This is a genomic window from Paracoccus solventivorans (assembly GCF_900142875.1).
GTDB classification, from domain to species: domain Bacteria; phylum Pseudomonadota; class Alphaproteobacteria; order Rhodobacterales; family Rhodobacteraceae; genus Paracoccus; species Paracoccus solventivorans.
The window spans coordinates 1-21,348 of the sequence record NZ_FRCK01000016.1 but is presented as its reverse complement, the minus strand read 5'-3'; the positions used below and the strand labels follow the sequence as shown (position 1 = coordinate 21,348).

At 59.2% G+C, this 21,348-nt stretch carries 20 protein-coding genes and 1 pseudogene; 19 read left to right on the top strand and 2 right to left on the bottom strand.

Translation table 11 applies throughout. From position 1 onward, the window contains the following. From BUB57_RS15865 to BUB57_RS15825, 9 genes and pseudogenes are all read left to right on the top strand, one after another. Positions 1-1,074, top strand: coding sequence for a branched-chain amino acid ABC transporter permease (locus tag BUB57_RS15865; RefSeq protein ID WP_073068813.1), 1,074 nt, complete (start codon positions 1-3; stop codon positions 1,072-1,074). 12 nt (positions 1,075-1,086) lie between these two features. Next, complete coding sequence (locus BUB57_RS15860) at positions 1,087-1,899, top strand: ABC transporter ATP-binding protein (RefSeq protein ID WP_073068822.1); 813 nt, start codon at positions 1,087-1,089, stop codon at positions 1,897-1,899. An 84-nt stretch (positions 1,900-1,983) separates the two neighbouring features. Beyond that, positions 1,984-3,171, top strand: a complete 1,188-nt coding sequence (locus tag BUB57_RS15855; protein WP_073068812.1) for an ABC transporter substrate-binding protein — start codon at positions 1,984-1,986, stop codon at positions 3,169-3,171. A gap of 86 nt (positions 3,172-3,257) precedes the next feature. Beyond that, complete coding sequence (locus BUB57_RS15850; RefSeq protein ID WP_073068811.1) at positions 3,258-4,508, top strand: ABC transporter substrate-binding protein; 1,251 nt, start codon at positions 3,258-3,260, stop codon at positions 4,506-4,508. 89 nt (positions 4,509-4,597) lie between these two features. Further along, the gene (locus BUB57_RS15845) at positions 4,598-5,374 is read left to right on the top strand and encodes an enoyl-CoA hydratase/isomerase family protein (RefSeq protein ID WP_073068810.1); all 777 of its coding nucleotides are present in this window, start codon (positions 4,598-4,600) and stop codon (positions 5,372-5,374) included. A gap of 11 nt (positions 5,375-5,385) precedes the next feature. Further along, the gene (locus BUB57_RS15840) at positions 5,386-6,168 is read left to right on the top strand and encodes an enoyl-CoA hydratase/isomerase family protein (protein WP_073068821.1); all 783 of its coding nucleotides are present in this window, start codon (positions 5,386-5,388) and stop codon (positions 6,166-6,168) included. A 43-nt stretch (positions 6,169-6,211) separates the two neighbouring features. Continuing rightward, complete coding sequence (locus BUB57_RS15835) at positions 6,212-6,970, top strand: electron transfer flavoprotein subunit beta/FixA family protein (protein ID WP_073068809.1); 759 nt, start codon at positions 6,212-6,214, stop codon at positions 6,968-6,970. Then, a complete protein-coding gene (locus BUB57_RS15830) occupies positions 6,970-7,899 on the top strand; it encodes an electron transfer flavoprotein subunit alpha/FixB family protein (protein ID WP_073068807.1) in 930 nt (309 codons plus the stop codon). Before BUB57_RS15835 ends, BUB57_RS15830 begins: the two co-directional genes overlap by 1 nt. Before the next feature lie 183 nt (positions 7,900-8,082). Next, a pseudogene (locus BUB57_RS15825) lies at positions 8,083-9,239 on the top strand (acyl-CoA dehydrogenase family protein). A 15-nt stretch (positions 9,240-9,254) separates the two neighbouring features. Here BUB57_RS15825 and BUB57_RS15820 read toward each other — a convergent pair. Together BUB57_RS15820 and BUB57_RS15815 are read right to left on the bottom strand one after the other, a co-directional pair. Further along, positions 9,255-10,421 (bottom strand): CaiB/BaiF CoA transferase family protein, encoded by a 1,167-nt coding sequence (locus BUB57_RS15820; RefSeq protein ID WP_073068805.1) that lies wholly within the window; start codon positions 10,419-10,421, stop codon positions 9,255-9,257. Further along, positions 10,418-11,584 carry a CaiB/BaiF CoA transferase family protein gene (locus BUB57_RS15815; protein ID WP_073068803.1) on the bottom strand — a complete coding sequence of 389 codons (1,167 nt, stop codon included), beginning with the start codon at positions 11,582-11,584 and terminating at the stop codon, positions 10,418-10,420. The genes BUB57_RS15820 and BUB57_RS15815 overlap by 4 nt, the downstream gene beginning before the upstream one ends. A 96-nt stretch (positions 11,585-11,680) precedes the next feature. On the opposite strand from BUB57_RS15815, the gene BUB57_RS15810 reads away from it, so the two are divergent. The 10 genes from BUB57_RS15810 to BUB57_RS15765 all read left to right on the top strand — a co-directional run bounded on the left by BUB57_RS15810 (position 11,681) and on the right by BUB57_RS15765 (position 20,805). Beyond that, on the top strand, positions 11,681-12,064 hold the full coding sequence (locus BUB57_RS15810; RefSeq protein WP_073068820.1) for a Zn-ribbon domain-containing OB-fold protein: 384 nt from the start codon (positions 11,681-11,683) through the stop codon (positions 12,062-12,064). Positions 12,065-12,067: 3 nt separating this feature from the next. Then, a complete protein-coding gene (locus BUB57_RS15805) occupies positions 12,068-13,219 on the top strand; it encodes a thiolase (protein WP_073068800.1) in 1,152 nt (383 codons plus the stop codon). 23 nt (positions 13,220-13,242) lie between these two features. Continuing rightward, positions 13,243-14,100 (top strand): MaoC/PaaZ C-terminal domain-containing protein, encoded by an 858-nt coding sequence (locus BUB57_RS15800; RefSeq protein WP_185968604.1) that lies wholly within the window; start codon positions 13,243-13,245, stop codon positions 14,098-14,100. A 10-nt stretch (positions 14,101-14,110) separates the two neighbouring features. Beyond that, positions 14,111-15,247 (top strand): CaiB/BaiF CoA transferase family protein, encoded by a 1,137-nt coding sequence (locus BUB57_RS15795; protein WP_073068819.1) that lies wholly within the window; start codon positions 14,111-14,113, stop codon positions 15,245-15,247. Positions 15,248-15,315: 68 nt separating this feature from the next. Next, the gene (locus BUB57_RS15790) at positions 15,316-16,035 is read left to right on the top strand and encodes a transglutaminase-like domain-containing protein (protein WP_073068796.1); all 720 of its coding nucleotides are present in this window, start codon (positions 15,316-15,318) and stop codon (positions 16,033-16,035) included. After that, positions 16,032-16,481 (top strand): MaoC family dehydratase, encoded by a 450-nt coding sequence (locus BUB57_RS15785; RefSeq protein WP_073068794.1) that lies wholly within the window; start codon positions 16,032-16,034, stop codon positions 16,479-16,481. Before BUB57_RS15790 ends, BUB57_RS15785 begins: the two co-directional genes overlap by 4 nt. Further along, positions 16,468-17,595 carry an acyl-CoA dehydrogenase family protein gene (locus BUB57_RS15780; protein ID WP_073068792.1) on the top strand — a complete coding sequence of 376 codons (1,128 nt, stop codon included), beginning with the start codon at positions 16,468-16,470 and terminating at the stop codon, positions 17,593-17,595. The genes BUB57_RS15785 and BUB57_RS15780 overlap by 14 nt, the downstream gene beginning before the upstream one ends. After that, on the top strand, positions 17,592-18,743 hold the full coding sequence (locus BUB57_RS15775; protein ID WP_073068790.1) for an acyl-CoA dehydrogenase family protein: 1,152 nt from the start codon (positions 17,592-17,594) through the stop codon (positions 18,741-18,743). Before BUB57_RS15780 ends, BUB57_RS15775 begins: the two co-directional genes overlap by 4 nt. 28 nt (positions 18,744-18,771) lie before the next feature. Next, positions 18,772-19,581 (top strand): enoyl-CoA hydratase/isomerase family protein, encoded by an 810-nt coding sequence (locus tag BUB57_RS15770; protein WP_073068788.1) that lies wholly within the window; start codon positions 18,772-18,774, stop codon positions 19,579-19,581. A 27-nt stretch (positions 19,582-19,608) separates the two neighbouring features. Next, positions 19,609-20,805, top strand: a complete 1,197-nt coding sequence (locus BUB57_RS15765) for a phenylacetate--CoA ligase family protein (RefSeq protein WP_234952122.1) — start codon at positions 19,609-19,611, stop codon at positions 20,803-20,805. Positions 20,806-21,348: the final 543 nt, after the last annotated feature.

Here is a 21,348-nt window from a genome sequence, read left to right as displayed (position 1 = left end):
ATGTTCTATCGACTCTCGGGTGTCTACCACTCCAGCTTGATCTCGGACAGCCGCATGTTCAAAGTTCCGGCAGACCGGAACTTGGCGGTGTTCCTTCTGTTGATCGGACTTGCGGCACCGTTTATCCTACCGTCACTTTACCTTAACAGTTACATTTTGCCTTGGCTGATCTGGACCGCCGCCGCTTTAGGACTGAACTTGGTGACAGGCTGGGCCGGACAGCTCCATCTCGGATATGCCGCAGTAATGGCCGTTGGTGCCTATTCGGCCATACATACCGTGCGGCTCGGGGTGCCTTGGGAAATCGCCTTGATCATTGGTGGGTTGGCGGCATCAGTGATCGGCAGTCTGTTCGCCTTTGCTGCATTGCGGGTCAAAGGTCTTTATCTCGCGCTCACGACCCTCGCGATGCAATTCGTGATGGACTGGGTATTGACCCACTCCCCAACGATTTCCGGCGGGTCACACGCATCACTTCAGGCTCCAACTTTGGCGCTGTTAGGACAGCAGATCACCTCTGATGCCGGCTATTATTATGTCGCACTTGGCTGGTGCGTCTTGGTCACAATCTTCATGCTAAACCTCAAGCGCACTGGGCTGGGACGTGCACTTGTCGCAGTGCGTGAGAAGGATTTTGCTGCGGCGATCCTCGGCGTAAACAGCTTCTACTACAAGATCCTAGCCTTCGCGGCATCGTCTTTCATTGCCGGTGTCAGCGGGGCCCTGCTGGTCGCGACCTTCTACTTTCTGGCCGCACCCGAACAGTTTTCGGTAAACGTATCAATCCAGGTATTGGCGATGGTGATCGTAGGCGGACTTGGCAGCATCATCGGGTCCTATTTCGGAGTTGCGTTGATCCTGCTCGTGCCGGGGCTGGTGAACGGGCTCGTCGTGACAGCGAGCGAAGAGCTCGGCATGCAGGTCAATGTGGAAACGCTCGCTCATATCCCCAATGCGGTCTACGGCGCGTTGATCGTCATCATTCTCATGATCGAACCGCTAGGTCTCGGAAAACTCTACGGCAATATCAGAGACTATCTTATGACCTGGCCCTTCGATCAGCTCAGAAAGTAAAGAGGAATGCCGATGCAAGAGAAAGCCCAAGGCCAGTCCATTCTGTCGATGAATAGCATCGAGGTGCTGTACGACAACGTAATGCTGGCGATCAAAGGCGTTTCTGTTCAGGTGCCGAAGGGCGGAATGGTCGCGCTTCTGGGCTCCAACGGAGCCGGAAAAAGCACAACATTGAAGGCGATCAGTGGTCTTCTGAAGGCAGAACGCGGCCATATCAGCCGGGGTGAGATAAAGTTTGACGGGACCGACATCACAGAGATGCTGGCGCAGAAACGTGTCGAAATGGGCATCTGTCACGTCATCGAAGGACGGCGCGTTTTCGAGCATCTGACTCCAGACGAGAACCTGACTGCGGCCGCACCGATGGGAATGTCCAGATCTGAATTGAGTGTGCAAAAGGATAAAATATACGACTATTTTCCCAGGCTTGCCGAGCGCCGTAATTCGCAGGCGGGTTATCTGTCGGGCGGCGAACAGCAAATGCTTGCCATTGGCCGAGCTCTTGTGACCCAACCGAGTCTTCTGATGCTCGATGAGCCGAGTCTTGGGCTAGCGCCATTCTTGGTGGCTGAAATTTTCGGCATCCTTCAAAAAATCAACCGCGAGGAGGGTTTGTCGGTGCTTTTGGTTGAACAGAATGCCTTGGCCGCGCTGGAAATCGTTTCGGAAGGTTATCTGATCGAAAACGGCCGCGTGGTCATGCATGGTACAGCCGAGGCGCTCAAATCCAACTCGGACATCCAGGAATTCTACCTTGGCGGCGGAGAAGGTACCAACTTTCACAATGTCAAACATTACAGCCGACGCAAGCGTTGGCTGAGTTAAGTCACTAGACAGAGATTGTTCAGGGAGGAAAAGATGAAGAAACTTACCAAGACACTAGCTGTTTTTTCTATGATGGGGAGCTAGATGGCCGGAACACTGGCTCTGGCGGAGCCATTCAAGGTCGGGGTTTGTTATGATCTTAGCAAGGCCTATACTTTCGCCACGCCTCAGGTGTCGCAGGCGGCGATGGATGTGGCGAAGCTGATCAACATGCAGGGTGGTATCGGTGGAGAGCCGGTAGAGGTTATCGTTCGTGATCACGGAAACGAGCCACAGCGCGGCATCGAGTGTTATTCCAGGCTGAGCCGGGAAGGGGTTTTCGTCTTCGACACGCTGTCGACGCCTGTATCTTTGGCGATCCTGCCACGCGCTATGGAAGATGGGCGGATTCTGATGCAGTCACTGGTGGGTCGGGGCGATGCGGTGGATGGAACCGTTTTCGAATGGGTCTATCCCGTCGGCCCGACATATTGGGGGCAGATGGCAAACGATATCAGATATATCAAACAGCTACATGACGACGATCTCTCGGACGTCAAGATCGGCTACATTTATTTCGACTACCCGTTCGGGCAGGAGCCGATCGAGATTCTGAAAACGCTGTCGCAGAAAGAGGGTTTCGAACTACTGCTTTACCCCGTGCCGCTGCCGGGCAGCGATCAATCCGGTGCATGGTCGAAGATGCGTCGTGACAATCCCGACCATGTGATCTCATGGATGCTTGGTGGTGCGCATGTCGTCGCTTCGAAGGAAATGCAACGCAATCGCATTCCGATGGACAAGTATATTTCCGTAAACTGGCTGAATGAAGTCGACATCGCCAATATTGGCGCCGAGGCCGCCACCGGGCTCAAGCGCGGCACAAATGTCGTGGGTGGTCAGGACGTGCCCCTGCGTCTGGAGATCATCAATAAACTTTATGACGAGGGAGAGGGCTCCGGTCCGCTCGTGAACACGCAGGACGTCTATTACAACACAGGTCTGGCGATGTATTCGATCATCTTCGAGGCTGCCCGCAGGGCCGCAGACCTGGAGGGGATGCCGATCACGGCGGAATCCTATAAAAAGGGCCTAGAGTCGCTGGAAAACTACGACGCCAACGGTCTGATGGCACCAATCACGGTCACAGCCGAGGATCACGGCGGCGGCGGCAAGACGCGTATCGAGATGTGGGATGGCGAAACCTGGGTTCCGCAGACTGACTGGATCGCGGCGTACGGAGAAGTTGTTTGGGACGTCGTTAGGGAAAGTTCTTCGAAGTACGGGGAATGAAGAATGGCAACTGAACGCAAAATGCGTGGGGCTGAGAATCAGTATTGGAACTATGAGCCCTGCGTTCAACAACGGGAGAGAGAAACATGAAAACCAAACGGAAAGTATGGACTATTGCCATCGCCGCTGCGTTGGCAACCAGCGGGGCGATGGCATCAGCTCAGGAAAATGAGCCGATCAAGTTCGGCCTCTGCTTTGACCTCAGCAAGTCATACGCATTCATTACGCCACAGGTCGCACAGGCGGCCCAAGATCTTGCGATGTACACCAATGAAAACGGTGGCATCGAGGGGCACCCGGTTGAAATCATCGTGCGCGATCACGGCAATGAGCCGCAGCGGGGCGTGGAATGCTATGAGCAGCTGAAGCGTGAGGGCGTTTTTATCTACAACTTCCTGTCTACGCCGGTCACGAACGCGGCTTTGCCGCGTGCCATGAAGGATGGCAACATTTTGATGCAATCTTTCGTCGGCCGTGGTGACGCAGTCGACGGCGAGGTTTTCGGATGGGTCTTCCCTGTCGGTCCGACCTATTGGCAGCAGGCGGCGAACGATGTTGCCTTCATCAAGGGCCAAATGGGGGGCGATCTGAGCGATGCCAAGATCGGCTTCATCTATCTGGACTATCCTTTCGGGCAGGAGCCGATCGAGATTCTTAAGACGCTTGCCGAGAAGGAAGGCTTCCAACTGGAGCTCTATCCGGTTCCGCTGCCGGGGTCGGATCAGTCCGGCGCATGGAGCAAGATTCGCCGAGACAAGCCTGACTATGTGATCAGCTGGCTATTGGCCGGTGGGCATGCTGTTGCGTCCAAGGAAATGCGTCGTAACGGTTTCCCAATCGACCGCTACTTGTCGGTGAACTGGATGAACGAGGTCGATATAAATAACATCGGCGCGGAAGAGGCAAAAGGTGTCTTGCGCGGGACTAACGTGGCCGGCGGGCAAGACGTGCCGATCGTCAAGACGATGCTCGACACCTACTATGCAAACGGAAAGGGAAGTGGGCCGGAAAGCCTGGTTCGTGACGTATACTACAATCTCGGCCTTGCGGTCTATACGACGGGTTTCGAAGCTGCTCGGCTTGCGATCCAGGAGAACGGTTGGCCGTTGACGCCCGAGAGCATGAAATCGGGCTACGAGGCGATAGAAAACTTCGACGCCAATGGCTTGATGGCCCCTGTGACCGTAACGCCCCAGGATCACGGTGGCGGTGGCAAGACACGCATTGAACAATGGGACGGGGCAAACTGGGTTCCTTTGACCGACTGGAGCGCGGACTACATCGATGTGGTGTGGGAAGTGATCAAGGAAAGCTCGGCGAAGTTCACTGTCGAATAGATGGCAGCTCCCCCGTGGCGATCATGTCGCGGGGGAGCAACAACCGCGTGTTCAAGTTAAAACGATGCTGGAGAAACGAAGTGGAAACCATGAGCCCGATCAAGCTTACAATTGAAGACGGAATCGCGACCGTCTGTATCAATCGGCCCGAACGCAAGAACGCGTTGTCTGTGGACGCAACGAACGGGCTGACAGATGCTTGGAAGAAAATCGGAGCGGATGACACCGTCCGCGTGGCGATACTTACCTCGACCGATTGCGGTGTCTTCAGTGCCGGGCTGGATTTGAAGGAAGCTTCGCAGATAGCGCGTGATGAAGGGGTCGATATTCTGACGAAAATGCGTGACCCGTTTCATGAAACCATGCGCGCCTGCAAGAAGCCGATCATCGCCGCGATGACCGGATCGCTGATGGCGGGGGGCATGATGCTGACCCTCAATTGCGACCTGCGCGTCGGCCTCAAGGGAACAAAGGTTGGTGTTACAGAGGTGAAGATTGGCCGGGGGTCGCCTTGGGCGGCGCCGGCGCTGTCGATGCTGCCGCAACCCATTCTCATGGAAATCCTTCTGACCGGCGATCTGATGCCGATTGAGCGTCTGCATGATTACGGGTTCACCAATTATCTCGAGGATACGCCGGACGCGGTGCGCGCGCGGGCGTTGGATCTCGCCAAGCGGATTGCCGGGGGCGCGCCGCTTTCCGTGATCGCCGCCAAAGGCGGCGTTCGCGCCACCATGGATCTGGGCTGCGCAGGCGGTCTGGAAGAAGGTAAGCGCCTGCACGAGGTCGTTTACGCCAGCAATGACGCAATCGAGGGCCCCAGAGCATTCGCCGAAAAGCGCGCCCCGGTGTGGACCGGAACCTGAAGGAGATTGGCATGACCGAGTTGATGCGCCTAGACCGGGACGGCCCTATCGGCATCCTACGCTTTACCCAGCCCGGGAAACGTAACCCCTACAGCATCGGGTTTGTCGAGGATCTCGTAGCATGCCTGCGGCAGGCGGAGCGGGACGACACGCTACGCGCAGTTGTCATGACCGGTGGCGATTATTTCAGCAGCGGTGGGGATCTGGTCGGCTTTCAGTCTGAGATTGCCAAAGGCGCGAGAGCCACATCGGAAATGGTGGACAAGGTTCATGATGGCGGGCGCGCCGCGTATCTCTTTCGGAAACCCCTGATCTCCGCCGTCTGCGGTGTCGCCTTCGGTGCCGGCCTGAGCCTGGCCCTGTCGGCGGATATCGTCGTAGCGGCCGAAGATGCCCGGCTGTGCGAGGTTTTTGCCCGTGTCGGCGGCTGCCCTGACACCGGGTCGAGCTGGCTTCTTCAGCAACGCGCCGGCGCGGGCGTGGCGCGGACGCTTGTTCTCACGGGGCGCGAGATCGACGGGCGCACCGCCCGCGACCTGCGCGTCGTCGAGGAATGTGTGCCGGCCGGACAGGTCGAGGCCCGCGCGCTTGAGATCGCGCGCGAGATTGCACAGCATCCGATGTTCGGCGTTCAAACCGCCAAGCGTGTGATGCGCGCGTCGGCGGAATGTAGTTATCTTGAGGCTCTGGACATCGAGCGTGACTGCCAAAGTGTTCTGCTGTGCGCGCATGACTTTCCCGAAGCTATGAACGCGTTTTCGGAGAAGCGCAAACCACAATTCACGGACCGATAAGTCGGTCGAAACCATATCGAAGAACTCAAGGGAGACCACGCCAATGAAGGTACTCGTGCCTGTCAAACGTGTGATCGACTACAACGTGAAGGTTCGCGTCAAGGCGGACGGAAGCGGTGTCGATCTCGCCAATGTCAAAATGTCCATGAACCCTTTCGACGAGATCGCGGTGGAAGAGGCGATCCGGTTGAAGGAAGCGGGAAAGGCTGATGAGGTCGTGGTGGTTTCCATCGGCGTCAAGCAAGCGCAGGAAACCCTGCGGACCGCGCTGGCCATGGGCGCCGACCGCGCCATTCTGGTCGTGGCTACGGACGATGTTCACAACGACATCGAACCGCTGGCCGTGGCCAAGATCCTGAAAGCCGTCATCGCCGAGGAAAACCCCGGTCTGGTGATTGCGGGCAAACAGGCCATCGACAATGACATGAACGCAACCGGTCAGATGCTGTCCGCTCTGCTGGGCTGGTCACAGGCGGCCTTCGCCTCGCATCTGGACATTCAGGGCGATCATGCGCTGGTCACGCGCGAAGTGGATGGCGGCCTGCAGACGATCAAGGTGAAACTGCCCACCATCGTCACCGCCGATCTGCGCCTGAACGAGCCGCGCTATGCATCGCTGCCGAACATCATGAAGGCCAAGAAAAAGCAACTCGATGAAAAGACCGCCGCCGATTACGGCGTCGATGTCACCCCGCGCCTGACTGTGGTCAAGACCACGGAACCCGCAGCGCGCGCGGCAGGCATCAAGGTGGGCTCGGTCGATGAGCTTGTGGCGAAACTCAAGGAAGTGGGGGCTGTATAATGGCTGTTCTTCTGATTGGTGAAGTAACCGACGGCACGCTGGCGCTGGACGCCACCGCCAAGGCCGTCACTGCGGCCAAGCAATTGGGCGAAGTGACCGTGCTCTGCACCGGCGCATCGGCCAAGGCCGCCGCGGATGAGGCGGCCAAGATTGCAGGCGTCTCCAAGGTGCTTGTCGCCGAAGACGCGCTCTATGGGCACCGTCTGGCTGAACCCGTCGCCGCGCTGATCGCCAGCATGGCCTCGGAGTATTCGCATATCGTGGCCCCCTCCACGACGGATGCGAAAAACATCATGCCGCGCGTCGCCGCTCTGCTGGACGTGATGATCCTGTCCGATGTCGTGGGCGTGGTCGATGCAGACACGTTTGAGCGTCCGATCTATGCGGGCAACGCGATCCAGACCGTGAAATCTACTGACAGCGTCAAGGTCATGACGATCCGCACCTCGACCTTCGATCTGGCCCCGATGGGCGGCTCTGCCTCGGTTGAGGCGATTGCCACGGGCGACAACCCCGGCCTGTCCGAATGGGTCGAAGACAAGGTGGCCGCCTCGGACCGCCCCGAACTGACCAGCGCAGGCGTGGTTGTGTCGGGCGGGCGCGGCGTCGGCTCGGAAGCTGACTTCGCCCTGATCGAGAAACTGGCCGACAAGCTGGGTGCCGCCGTCGGTGCATCCCGTGCCGCCGTTGACTCGGGCTACGCGCCCAACGACTGGCAGGTCGGACAGACAGGCAAGGTCGTGGCCCCCGATCTTTATGTCGCGGTCGGCATCTCGGGTGCGATCCAGCACCTTGCCGGCATGAAGGACAGCAAGATCATCGTCGCCATCAACAAGGACGAAGAAGCCCCGATCTTCCAGGTTGCCGACTATGGCCTTGTCGCGGATCTTTTCACCGCGGTGCCGGAATTGATCGAGAAACTCAGTTGATTCGGGGCGCACAGCGTTTGAAAGGTCCGCCTTGCGCGGAGCTTATCATGAACGGGAGCAACCAGTAGGGGAACCGGCTCTTGGGAGGATATTTGCTTAATCTGTTGAACCTGTTCCTCCTCATTTTCAAGACAAGACACCTGATAGATTTCAACAGATCAAGTCGCCTTTGTAGGAAAAAACATGTCTCTGATCAAGAACTCCCCAAACTGGGTTTCCGATGAACACAAGATGTTCGCGGAGAGTACCCGCAAACTTTTTGATGCCGAGATGGCGCCAAATGTCGACAAATGGGCGTCACAAGGCATCGTCGACAGAGAGTTCTGGAAGGTCGTCGGCGAGCAGGGCGTCATGGGCGGATCCATTGCGGAGGAGTATGGTGGATTCGGGGGCGGTATTGGGTTTGACGCGATCACTGTCTATGAACAAGGGCGCACCGGAGATACCGGCTGGGGTTACGGCATCCAGAGCATCGTAATTCACTATCTGAACACCTACGGCAGTGAAGGGCAAAAGAAAAAGTGGCTGCCGCGGTTGATTAGCGGCGAAAGCGTCGCCGCTATCGCCATGACAGAACCGGGCACCGGCTCGGACCTTCAGAGCGTTCAGACCTATGCAGAACGAGACGGCAATCACTACAAGATCAACGGGTCGAAGATTTTCATAACCAACGGTCATACCGCCGACATAGTCGTAGTGGTGGCCAAGACGGACAGAAGCGCAGGGGCCAAGGGTGTGTCGCTGATCGTTCTGGAGGCCAAGGAAGCAGAAGGATTCCGGCGTGGGAGGAACCTAAAGAAGCTTGGCATGAAGGGCTCTGACACGGCCGAGCTGTTTTTTGAGGATGTCCGCGTGCCCACAGCCAACCTGCTAGGTACTGAGGAAGGGCAGGGGTTCTATCAGCTGATGAAGCAATTGCCCTGGGAGCGATTGATGTCGGAATCACCGCGCTTGGTTTCATCGACTTCGCGATCGATGAGACCGTAAAATACGTTCAGGATCGCAAGGCGTTCGGCAAGCGGATCATGGATTTCCAGAACACCCGGTTCAAACTGGCGGAATGCAAGACCAAAGCCGAACTGCTGCGTAGCTTCGTCAATGACGACATTGCCCGAATAGAGGCTGGCGAGCTTGATGCTGCCACCGCGTCAATGGCGAAATGGTGGGGCAGTCAGACGCAGAACGAAGTCATGCATGAATGTCTGCAACTGCATGGCGGATACGGTTACATGATGGAATTCCCGATCGCGCGTCTTTACGCCGACAGCCGGGTGCAGATGATCTATGGCGGCACCAACGAAATCATGAACGAACTGATCGCTCGTTCGCTGGATGTCTGATCGGTCCGGGTGGGGTTACTCTTCGGCCGGGCCCAAGATCTCTTCGCTGTGCTCGCCCAACCGAGGGGCTGGTCGGTGGTCGTGTCGCGCCGGGGTTGCCGAAAATCGAACCGGCGGGCGTGTTGTCCAAATGGCACCTTCCGTTGGATGAGCAATCTGCTGAAAGAAACCGGTGGCGGCAAGATGGGGGTCGCTGGGCAGATCTGACAGGTTTCGGACTGGCATGGCGGGAATATCGGCCTGCTCCATCAGGGCAAGCCATTCTTTTGTGGTCCGTGTCAGCGCGAGCTGCGCCACCATATCGTAAACCGCGCCTATGTTGCGGCTGCGGGTGTCCATGTCGGTCACCCACAAGTGGCCGAGCATGTCATCCCGCCCGACTGCCTTGAAAAAGCGTGCCCATTGTACGTTGGTGTAGGGCAGAATAGTGATAAACCCGTCCGAAGTCTGAACCGGGCGGCGATGAGGGACAAGCATGCGGGCATAGCCGAAATCTTGCGGGTTGTCCTCGAATGTGGCACCATCCATATGTTCGGTCAGCAGGAACGACGTCAGCGTTTCAAACATCGGCACTTCGACATGCTGGGGCACGCCCGTGCGCTCACGATGGAACAAGGCGGCCATGACAGCATAGGCCGCAGTGACGCCGCCAAGCTTGTCGGCAAGGATCGTCGGGGCATAGGCCGGCGCAGCTTCGGGATCGCGCAATGATGCCAAGCTGGCCATCCCCGAGACCGATTGGACGATGTCGTCGAAGGCAGGTTTGGCCGCATAGGGCCCGTCCTGCCCAAAGCCGGTGGCGGATACCGTAATCAGTTTCGGATTCTCGCGGCGCAACGTTTCGGGGTCAAGGGACAATCTGGCAAGCGCCGCGGGCCGGATGCTGGAGATCATCACATCGGCATCGGCCAGCAGCTTGCGCAGCCGATCGCGATCATTTGGCGTCTTGAGGTCTAGAATGACGCTGCGTTTGTTGCGGTTTGCACCCAGAAAGGCGGCACCCATCAGCTTGTTGCGGGACGGCTGGACCTGGCGCAAAAGATCTCCCTCGGGGCTTTCCACCTTGATCACATCGGCCCCCAGATCGCCCAGCATTTGCGTGGCCAAAGGCCCGAAAACCACAGAAGTAAGATCGACAATCTTCACGCCATCAAGGATCGCGGGTTTCTGCGCAGCGGTCATTTACGCGCGTATCCTGTTTTATGACGAGGGTCGAACTCGGTGCGGATGGCTTTGCCGTCTGCGTCGAAAGCCGGGCAAGGGCCAAGTGTCGTCTCTCCGACGCTGCGCCGGATCGGGGGCGCAGGGACGTTGATTTCGCCAGATGGCGTGCTGATGACGGACCGGTCGAGTTGGGGGTGGTCGGACAGGGACGCCACATCGTTCACCGCCCCGTATGCAATGCCCGCCGCGTCAAGCCGCTTTAGCATCCCGGCGCGGTCATGAGAGGCGAACACGGCCTTGATGAGCGCTTCGAGCGCGGGCTTGTTCAGCAGCCGCGTCGAGTTGTCGTGAAAACGTGGATCGGTTGCCAGGGCGGTATCCCCAAGGATGTTGTCGCAAAAGCTCACCCACTCACCGCTGTGCTGTACGGCTATCACGATAAGCTGGCCGTCCCTGCACTCATAGGCGCCGTAGGGGCAGATCATCGTGTGGTTAAGACCGACGCGGGGCGTCGGTTTGGAAAGATAGTCGTGATAGAGCAGCGGAACCGACATCCAGTCGGCCATCACGTCGAACATGGCCACCGAAACGCCGCTGCCTGTGCCGGAGCGCTCACGCCCGATCAGCGCTTCGCAGATCCCGGCATGAGCTGTCATGCCCGTGGCGATGTCGCAGACCGACACGCCAACCCGCCCCGGACCGTCCGGCGTGCCGGTCACCGATGCCAGGCCGCTTTCGCATTGCACCAGAAGGTCATAAGCCTTGGCGTTGCGCATCGGGCCGTCTTCACCGTATCCGGTGATATCGCAGGTCACAAGCCGCGGGAACTTCTCTCGCAAGGTCGTCGAATCCAGACCCAGCTTTGCAAGGGCGCCCGGCAAAAGATTTTGGATGAACACATCCGCGTTTTCCAGCATTTTCAGCAGGATATCGCGATCTTCTGCTGCTTTGATGTCTAGTGCGACCGATTCCTTGCCCCGGTTCAGCCATGTAAAATAGGCGCTTTCGCCGTTGGCAACAGTATCATAGGCGCGCGCGAAATCGCCCACGCCCTTGCGTTCGACCTTGATCACCCGCGCACCGGCATCGGCAAGCCGCGAAGAGCAAAAAGGCGCCGCCACCGCCTGTTCGAGCGCGATGACGAGCTTGCCGGAAAGGGGCGCTGAATTTGAACTTGACATGGCGTTCTCTCACGTGATCCTAGGAGCGTGACAGAATCTAACAGATGTTAGAAACATTATCAATACGATTAACCAGGAATGGGCCATTTGAGGAGAATGCCGGTGCCGGACGCCACAGGACCAGACCAGATATTCCAACGCGCGCTGACAAACGGAGAGATCGTGCTGCCCAGATGCGATGATTGCGGAGCCTATCATTTCTTTCCAAGGGTCTTGTGTCCGCACTGCCATGGGACCGCGATCTCTTGGCATCCCGCCAGCGGTAAGGGCCGGGTCCATACTACCACTGTCGTGCGTCAGAAGCTCGAGCGCGGCGGCGACTATAACGTGTGCGTGGTGGAACTGGAGGAAGGCGTTCGGATGATGAGCCGAGTCGAGGGCATTGCCCCCCGTGACATTGTCATCGACATGGTCGTGACCGCCTTCGTGGGCGGGGCCGAGGGGCAACCGGCCGTGTTGTTCAAACCGGCGGAGGTATAGGCCATGACACCCAAACTTCGGGGAAAATCCGCCATTGTGGGAACCGGGCACGCGGGTTTTGGCGAGGCGCATGGGCTTACGGCCTATGATGTCATGGCGCAATCCGCGCTTGCGGCGCTTGGCGATGCGGGGCTGAAGCTGTCTGATGTGGACGGTCTGTTCTGCACCATGATGGAAGACAGCATGCCGGCGCTGATGGCGGCCGAATATCTGGGTATTCAGCCCAGGTTCATCGACGGCACCATGACGGGCGGTTCGTCCTTCGTGAATTACTTGACCTCCGCCACAATGGCGCTGGAGGCCGGCCTGTGTGATGTGGCGCTGATCGTTTATGGCTCCAACCAGCGCACCGCGTCGGGCAGGCTTGTGACGGCATCGCGCCCGCCCGCCTATGAGGCGCCGTATAATCCGCGCTATCCGATTTCCGCATATGCGATGGCGGCGGCACGGCACATGCATGAATTTGGCACCACCCGCGAACAGCTGGCCGATGTGGCCGTGGCCGCGCGGGCTTGGGCGCAGCACAACCCTGAGGCATTCGAGCGCGGCCCGCTGAGTCTTGAGGATGTTTTGGGCGCGCGTATGGTGGCCGATCCGTTGACGGTGCGCGATTGTTGTCTTGTCACCGATGGCGGCGGGGCGATCGTGATGGTGCGCGCCGACCGCGCCAAGGACTTCCCGAAGGCCCCGGTTTACGTTTTGGGCAGCGCGGCGGAAAGCTCGCACCGGCAAATATCGCAGATGAAGGATTTCACCGTGACCGCCGCTCGCGAGTCGGGCGCACGCGCCTTTGACGCGGCTGGCGTGTCGCCCGCTGACATTCAGGTGGTCGAGCTGTACGATGCGTTCACCATCAATACGATCCTGTTTCTGGAAGATCTCGGCTTTTGTGCCAAGGGCGAGGGCGGCGCCTTTGTCGAGGGCGGGCGCATCGCGCCGGGCGGGGTCTTGCCGGTGAATACCAATGGTGGGGGTCTGTCCTGTGTGCACCCCGGCATGTATGGCATTTTCACCGTGATCGAGGCGGCGCGGCAGATCCGTGGCGATGCGCCCGGCATTCAGTTGAGGGATGTCGACCTGGCGCTGGCCCATGGGAACGGCGGTGTGCTGTCCAGTCAGGTCACGGCAATCTTGGGTTCGCAAAACACCCTCTAAGAACAAACCAGGGAGGAAAGATCATGCCATTGGATTTCGACGCGCTATCGAACTGGGACTTCGAAGAGATCGAGCAGACACTGACCGATCGGGATACGATCCTTTATGCGCTCGGCCTCGGGTTTGGCGAGGATCCGACCGACAGGAAAGAGTTGGCCTTTGTCTATGAAGCTGGGCTGAGGGCGGTTCCCTCAATGGCGGTCACGATGGGGTACCCGGGCTTCTGGCTGCGCGACCCCAAGACCGGCGTGAACTGGCAGAAGGTGCTGCATGGTGAACAATGGCTAGACATCTACAAGCCGCTGCCGGTGAACGGCAACATCATCGGCCGCAGCCGGATCGACTTTATTTCCGACAAGGGCGAGGGCAAAGGTGCCGTCATCTACCAGAGCCGCGACATCATCAATGCCGATAGCGGCGAAAAGCTGGCTCGCGTGGCGATGTCGGCCTTCTGCCGTGGCGATGGTGGGTTCGGTGGCGAAAACAGGCCCGGCCCGGCCCCGGCGGCCTTGCCCGACCGCGCGCCCGATCATGTCTGCGATATCGAAACACTGCCGCGCCAGGCGCTGGTTTACCGCCTTAGCGGTGACATGAACCCGCTTCATGCCGACCCGGATGTGGCGCGTTCGGTCGGGTTCGACCGCCCGATCCTGCACGGCCTTGCGACCTATGGTCTGGCGGCGCGGGCGATCCTCAAATCGCTGCTCGATTATGACGCCGCCCGGCTTGTCGGGCTGGACGTGCGGTTTTCCGCCCCGGTCTATCCCGGCGAGACCGTGCGGTTTGAGATCTGGGAAGAGGGTGGCGAGGCCCGGTTCCGCGCTTCGATCCCGGCCCGCGACGTGGTGGTTCTAAACAATGGGGCTGCGCGTTTCGCGTGAGGGAGGGAGGATGACACAGCCGCTCAAGGATATCTTGGTGCTGGATTTCAGCACCCTTCTTCCCGGCCCGATGGCCACGCTCATGTTATCCGAAGCCGGGGCCGAGGTTATCAAGTTCGAGCGTCCGGGCACGGGTGAGGACGCACGCCTGACCGCGCCGAAAATAGACGGGGAGAGCATTGGCTTCGCTGTTTTGAATCACGGCAAGCGGTCGGTGGCAATCGACCTCAAGTCAAAGGGCGCAATGAATGTTCTGCGCCCTTTGCTTGAAAAGGCCGATGTTCTGGTAGAGCAATTTCGCCCCGGAGTGATGGACCGGCTCGGTCTGGGATACGAGGCCGTGCGCGAGATCAATCCCGGTCTCATCTATTGTTCGATCACCGGTTATGGACAGACCGGCCCGAAGGCTTCGACTGCCGGGCACGATCTCAATTATGTGGGCGATGCGGGGATTCTGTCGCTGAGCCGGGGACCGGATCAGCAGCCAACCATGCCCTTCGGGTTGGTCGCTGATATCGGGGGCGGAACCTATCCGGCGGTGGTCAATATCCTGCTGGCCCTGATTGCGCGGCAGGCAAGCGGTCAGGGAACGCATCTGGATATCGCCATGTCCGAGGGGGCGTTTGCCTTTGCCTACTGGGCCCAAGCAGATGGCGTGATCGCCGGCAATGACATCGCAAGCGGCAGCAGCCGTCTGACCGGCGGCCTAGCGCGCTATCGTCTCTATACCGCGGCGGACGGCCGTCAGATCGCCGTCGGGGCGATCGAGGAAAAGTTCTGGCAGTTGTTCTGCGATGTCATCGGCCTGCCGCAGGAGCTTCGTGATGACTGGTCCGACCCCAATGCCAGTGTTGCGGAAGTGGCGCGTCGTCTGGGCGACCATCCCTCGACCCATTGGGAGTCTTTGCTGGCCGCTGCGGACTGTTGTTGTTCCGTCGTGAAAACGCCCGCCGAAGCTGCGGCCGATCCGCATTTTATCGCGCGAGGCGTATTCGAGCGAAAGCTGAACATTTCTGGTCGGGAGGTACCGGCGCTGCCGCTGCCAATTGCTCCGGAATTCCGTTCTGCGGCGAGTTCGGCCGGACGTGCTGCGGCATTGGGGGAAGATAATACCCGCTTTGGCCAGGACTTGCGAAAAACACAATGAAATTCGTTGACCCGCAGGTTTTCAGATTGTACTCTAACATTTGTTAGAAAAAAAAATGGAGAGGTCCATTGGCCCAACCCCACGACGACCTGCCGACAGAAGCTGCGCGCTTTGTCTTGCCCGCGCACTTTGTCGAGAGCGACAGCCTCGAAGTGCAGGGTTTCATCACATCGGCTTTGCGCGATCTTCCTGTGGACGCGACCAATCGAGATAAGGCAATCCGCCTGTTCGAAGCGGTTCGCGACGATATCCGTTACGACCCGTATTGTTTTGCGCTGGATGAAGATTCTTATCGTGCCAGCCGGATCGCCGGGGCGGAGGCAGCCTTCTGCGTCCCCAAGGCAATCCTACTTGCGGCCTGTCTGCGCGCCGTCGGTATCCCCGCCGCTTTGGGATTCGCGGATGTGCGCAACCACCTGAATACTCCCAAGCTGCAGGAGCTGATGGGGACCGATCTCTTTATCTATCACGGTTATGTTCAACTGTGGCTGGGTGGTGAATCCTATAAGGTCACACCCGCTTTCAACATAGAGCTGTGTGAAAGATTCGGGGTCAAGCCTCTGGTTTTTGACGGCTATCACGATGCTCTTTTCCACGAATTCGACGAGAAGGACCAGCGCCACATGGAATATGTGAACGACCGGGGTCTTCATGTCGATGCGCCGATGACGGAATTCCTGACGGCCTTCAAGGAAACCTACCCGAAACTGGAAGAGTTCAACCGGGTGAGAATCTCCAAAGATTCGAGCGGGTATGATTCCGGTTTCGCAAAGGAGGGGGCCGCTTGAAATATCTTGACGATTTCGAGTCGGGCCAAGTCTTTCACTTTCGCAGCGCCCCGATGAGCGCACAGTCCATAAAGGCCTTTGCCCAGGAGTGGGACCCGCAGCGGCTGCACACCGACGAAGACTATGCGACCGCGATACATGGCAGCCTGATCGCCTCGGGATTTCAGACCGCGCTTGAGGTGTTCAAACCTGTCGTGACGGAATTGATGGTCAATGTGGCCAATATCGGCGGCATGGGCTTCGAGAATCTGCGCTGGCTGCTGCCTGTCCGCCCGGATGAACCCCTCGATATCGAAATGACTATCAACTCGGTCACGCCGTCCAAAAGCAAGCCCGATCGAGGTGTCTTGCACTATACGCTCAGCGTCAGGAACCCCAAGGGCGAGGTGGTTCTTTCAGCTGACGTCCCATTGATGATGAAGCGAAAACGAAATGACACAGGTTGATATGCAATCCAGCGAACAAGAAGAAGACCTTCGCCTGCTGCGCGAAAGCGCGCGCACGCTGTTTGACCGCGCGGGCGGAAGTGGACGGTCGCGAAAGCTCCGCGATGCCGGGGGCGAATTTGACCCGGATATGGTCCGGGAATTGGGCGAAGCCGGTGTTTTTGGCGTGGCCGTGCCCGAAGAACAGGGGGGGCTTGGCATGGGCCTGGCTGCCGGTGGCGTTATCGCCGAAGAGGTCGGCCGCGTGATCGCCCCGGAACCGGTCGTGGCGACGATTGGTCTTGGCCTAGGCCTTCTGCGCCGCCTTTGCCCGGAGCATCCGAAGCTGGAACAGCTTATCGGCGGCGAGGCATCGCTGGCGGTTGCCTGGCAGGAACGTGGTCCGGGCGGCGCTTCCGCTGATGCGACTTGCCGGTATGCGGACGGAAAGCTGACCGGCGGCAAGGCCTGGGTGGTTGGCGCGGGAGGAACGCAGGATTTCCTTGTTGTAGCCGAAGCAGATGGTGGCCCGGTTCTAGTTCTGGCCGAGGCCAGCGCGGATGGGCTTGTTACGACCAGGCGGGCGCAGGCCGATGGCAGTTCCTTGGGCGAGCTTTCCTTTTCAGGAACGCCGGCTGCGGAGCTGGCCTGCGGTGCCGCGGTTCAGGGAGCGCTGTCCGAGGCTGTGGCCGACGCAACGGCGCTTGCCGCAGCCGAGCTTGTCGGCCTGAGCCAGCGCGCCTTCGAGATTACGCTCGACTACATCAAGACGCGCGAGCAGTTCAACAAGCCGATCGGATCCTTCCAGGTCATCCAGCACCGCGCCGTCGACCTGAACGTGATGTGCGAGGTCGCGCAGGCCGCAGTGCGCGAAGTTCTGATGCGGATGGATGGCGAAACGGACGCAAGTATCCGCGCACGTCTGGCCAGCCGGGCCAAGGCACGGGCGGTCACGGCCGCCAGGAAAGTCACCCGCGACGCCATCCAGCTGCACGGCGCGGTCGGCTACACCGATGAATTCGATATCGGGCTTTATCTGAACCGGGCGCTGGTGCTGTCGGCCTGGCTGGGCGACGACGCCTATCACCGTCGGATCTGGTTTGACGCGCGCGAAGAAGAGGGGGCCGCACAATGACCGACTGGAACGCAATGAGCGATGCGGAATTCCGCAAAGAGGTGCGCGGGTTCCTCGAGGCCGAGTACCCCGAAGAGCTGCGCCATCTGCCGCACCGCCCCAAGTTCGCCGAGATTGAACATTGGCATCGCAAGCTGCACACCAAGGGATGGGTTGCGCCGGCCTGGCCCGCGGAATACGGCGGTATGGGGCTGAATGCCGCCAAGCTGCTGATCTTCTACGAAGAGCAGCAGCGCTGGGGTGTCAATCGTGGTCGAGACATGGGTGTGCAGATGGTCGGCCCCCTGATCATCAAGTTCGGCACTCAGAAACAAAAAAACTATTGGCTGCCGCGAATCCTCAGTTGCGAAGACATCTGGTGCCAGGGGTATTCGGAACCCGGTGCCGGGTCCGATCTGGCCAACCTGCGCACACGCGCAGAGATTGACGGCGACGACTTTGTCATAAACGGACAGAAGATCTGGACCACGATGGCGCATGACGCCACGCACATCTTCATGCTGGTCCGCACCGATCCGGACGCGCCCAAAAAACAACAGGGAATCAGCTTTGTCCTTGCGTCGATGGATCAACCCGGTGTCGAGGTGCGCACGATCACCACGCTTTCGGGGGAAACGGAATTTTGCGAGGTTTTCTTCGACAATGCCCGTACACCCCGCGAAAACCTCGTGGGCGAGTTGAACAAGGGCTGGACCATGGCCAAGGCGCTCCTGAGCTTCGAGCGCATCTTCATCGGCTCGCCCAGCCTGGCCCAGAACGCGTTGGGGCAGCTTGAGAGCTTCGCACGGGGCCGTGGCGCTTTTGACGATCCAGTGTTCCGCGACCGCTTTGCGCAAGCCGCGCTTGATGTCGAGGATCACGCGGCGCTTTACTCCCGTTTCGCCGACCAACTGAAGCGCGGCGAAACGCTGGGCGCCGATGTCTCGATGCTCAAGATCTGGGTGACCGAGTGCTTTCAGCGCATCACCGAGCTGATGATCGAGGCAGCCGGACCCGATGGCGGCACCGTCGGCCCGCTTCAGGTCGGCAATGTAAGCGTCGATGTCCTTGCGAGTTTCTACAAGGCCAGACCGACGACGATCTATGGAGGGTCGAACGAGATCCAGCGAAACATCCTGTCCAAGGCCGTTCTCGGATTGCCTGACTGAACCTAATACCCTGAGGAGGAAAAGAACCATGTCCGATCGTTACGCAAAATATCACAAGATGAGATTCGACTACCCGGCTGATCGCGTCCTGCGCATCACGTTCGACCGCCCTGAGACTTTCAATTCCGTAGATGCGGAAACCCACACTCAGATGACAGATATGTGGATCGATATCGATCGTGACCCCGACATCAATGCGGTCATAGTCACCGGCGCGGGCAAGGCATTCTCGGCCGGCGGCGATTTCAGCCTGATCGAAAACATGATCGGCAATTCGTACGAGATCATGAAGACGTGGAAAGAGGCCAAAGACCTCGTCTACAACATCATCAACTGTAACAAGCCGATTATTTCCGCCATCAACGGCCCTGCCGCCGGTGCCGGCCTTGTGGTGGCCATCCTAGCCGACATCTCGATCGCCGGTAAGAAGGCCAAGATCGTCGATGGTCACCCGCGTCTGGGCGTTGCCGCTGGCGATGTCGCGGCAATCATCTGGCCATTGCTGACCTCGATGGCCAAGGCGAAATACTATTTGATGACTTGTAAGCCGGTTTCGGGCGAAGAGGCCGAGCGCATCGGCCTAGTGTCAATGTGCGTCGAAGATGACGAGTTGCAGCAAATCGCTTTGGATACGGCCGTCGAGCTCGCCAACGGCTCGCAAAGCGCGATCCGCTGGACCAAATATTCGCTGAACAACTGGCTGCGCCAGGCTGGCCCGATCTTCGATGCCTCGACTGCGCTTGAAATGCTCGGGTTCATGGGCGAAGACGTCAAGGAAGGGGTACTGTCGCATCGCGAGAAGCGCGCGCCGAACTTCCGCAAGGACTGCCCGCTTTAAGCCACGACTGAAGAGGGAGGCATGATCATGTCTGAAGACATCTACAAGGACATAGCTCAAGCCTATGCCGCCGCAGCCGAAAGGGCATCTGGGCTGAAATCACGATTTGCGGCTGCCGGATTCGATCCGGCGGCCGTCAGGTCCTTGGCAGATCTGTCACGGCTGCCGGTGATGAAGAAGGAAGAGCTTCTCAAGCTCCAGCGCGCCAATCCGCCCTTCGGCGGGTTTCTCGCTGCCGATCTAAAGGATGTCGGCCGGATCTACGTGTCGCCCGGCCCGATCTTCGAGCCGTCGCTTTCGGGCGGCGGTGGCCACGGCTTGGACCTTCTATTCAGATCGGCCAGCGTGGGTGCGGGCGACATCATTCTGAACACCTGGATGTATCACCTCGTGCCGGCGGGGCTTTTGTTCGACGAAGCGGCACAGGCCGCCGGGGCCACCGTAATTCCCGGCGGCGTCGGCAATACCGAGCTTCAGGCGCAGATCATCGTCGAAACCGGCGTCACTTCGATCTGCGCATCCACCGCGTTTTTCCTGACGCTGGCGGACAAGGTGATCGAAACCTATGGCCGCGACGCCTGGAAGGTGAAAACGGCCTTCCTCGGTGGTGAGATGGGCGACTGGATGGCCAAGCGCCGCCGGATCGAGGCAGACTATGGCGTGACGACCTGGGCTGCCTATGCCACTGCGGATCTGGGCCTTGTCGGCTATGAGGATGGCGGCGATGGCTATCTGGTTCATCCCGACCGCGTTGTGCAGATCTGCGATCCGGTCAGTGGAGAACAGGTCGCTCACGGGGAACCGGGTGAGGTTGTTGTGACCGCGCGCGATGCCACCTGGCCGATGATTCGGTTTGGCACCGGAGACAGCGCTTTTGCGCTGGGGAGCAACGCTGATGGCACCGTCAGCCGGATTTCCGCACTGCAGGGCCGAGTCGGCGCAGCGGTCAAAGTGCGCGAGATTTTCGTTTATCCGCGCGTGATCGAGGAGGTCGTCATCGGCTCGCCCGGCGTGAAGGCCGCGCAGGCCGTGGTAACGCGCGAGAACGAACGCGACATGATCCGCATCTCGCTTGTGCTGGAAGACGGTGCCGATGCCTCGGCCGCAATCATCGCCGCTGCCGAGGCCTTCAAGTCGCATTCCAGGATCCGCGCCGACGCGGTGAGCGTGGTGCCGGAGTTGCCGGAGAATGCCGATCTGATCGTCAACGACAAGGACGGATGAGGCGCGGACCCGGACCGCGCTGATTTTCCGGGCAGATCGCAAGGCGGGCGACCAAATCCGGCTGATATGACTGTCTTGACCGAAACGGGTTTGCTCAAAGTTGCCCGCGCTCAGCCGCAGAGCGCGTCCTTCGCGGCACGGTATTCCCGGCCGAGGCGGTCGACGTAGTCCGCCGTTGTCGTCACCGCGTGAACCGCTCCGATACCCTGACCGCAGCCCCAGATGTCGCGCCATGCCTTTGGGCGGACGTCGCCGGTGGAGAGGTTTAGCTTGTTGCCTTCGCCGGTCAGGTTTTCCGGATCTAGGCCTATTGACCGGATCGAAGGTTTGAGGCAATTGGCATTCACCCCGCTGAAATGGGTAATCTCCCCCTTTTTGACGGGGTGTATTCGTAGAATTTACGCGGCCATTTTCAGTTTCATGGCAGGTGTGATGCCGCCGATGGCTCTGATGATGTGACCGCCCCCCGACGGCATCTGATGTGCCAAGGTGGGTCTGCAACGATCCACAAAGGGGAGCGGTCATGTCGGAGATTATCACGGT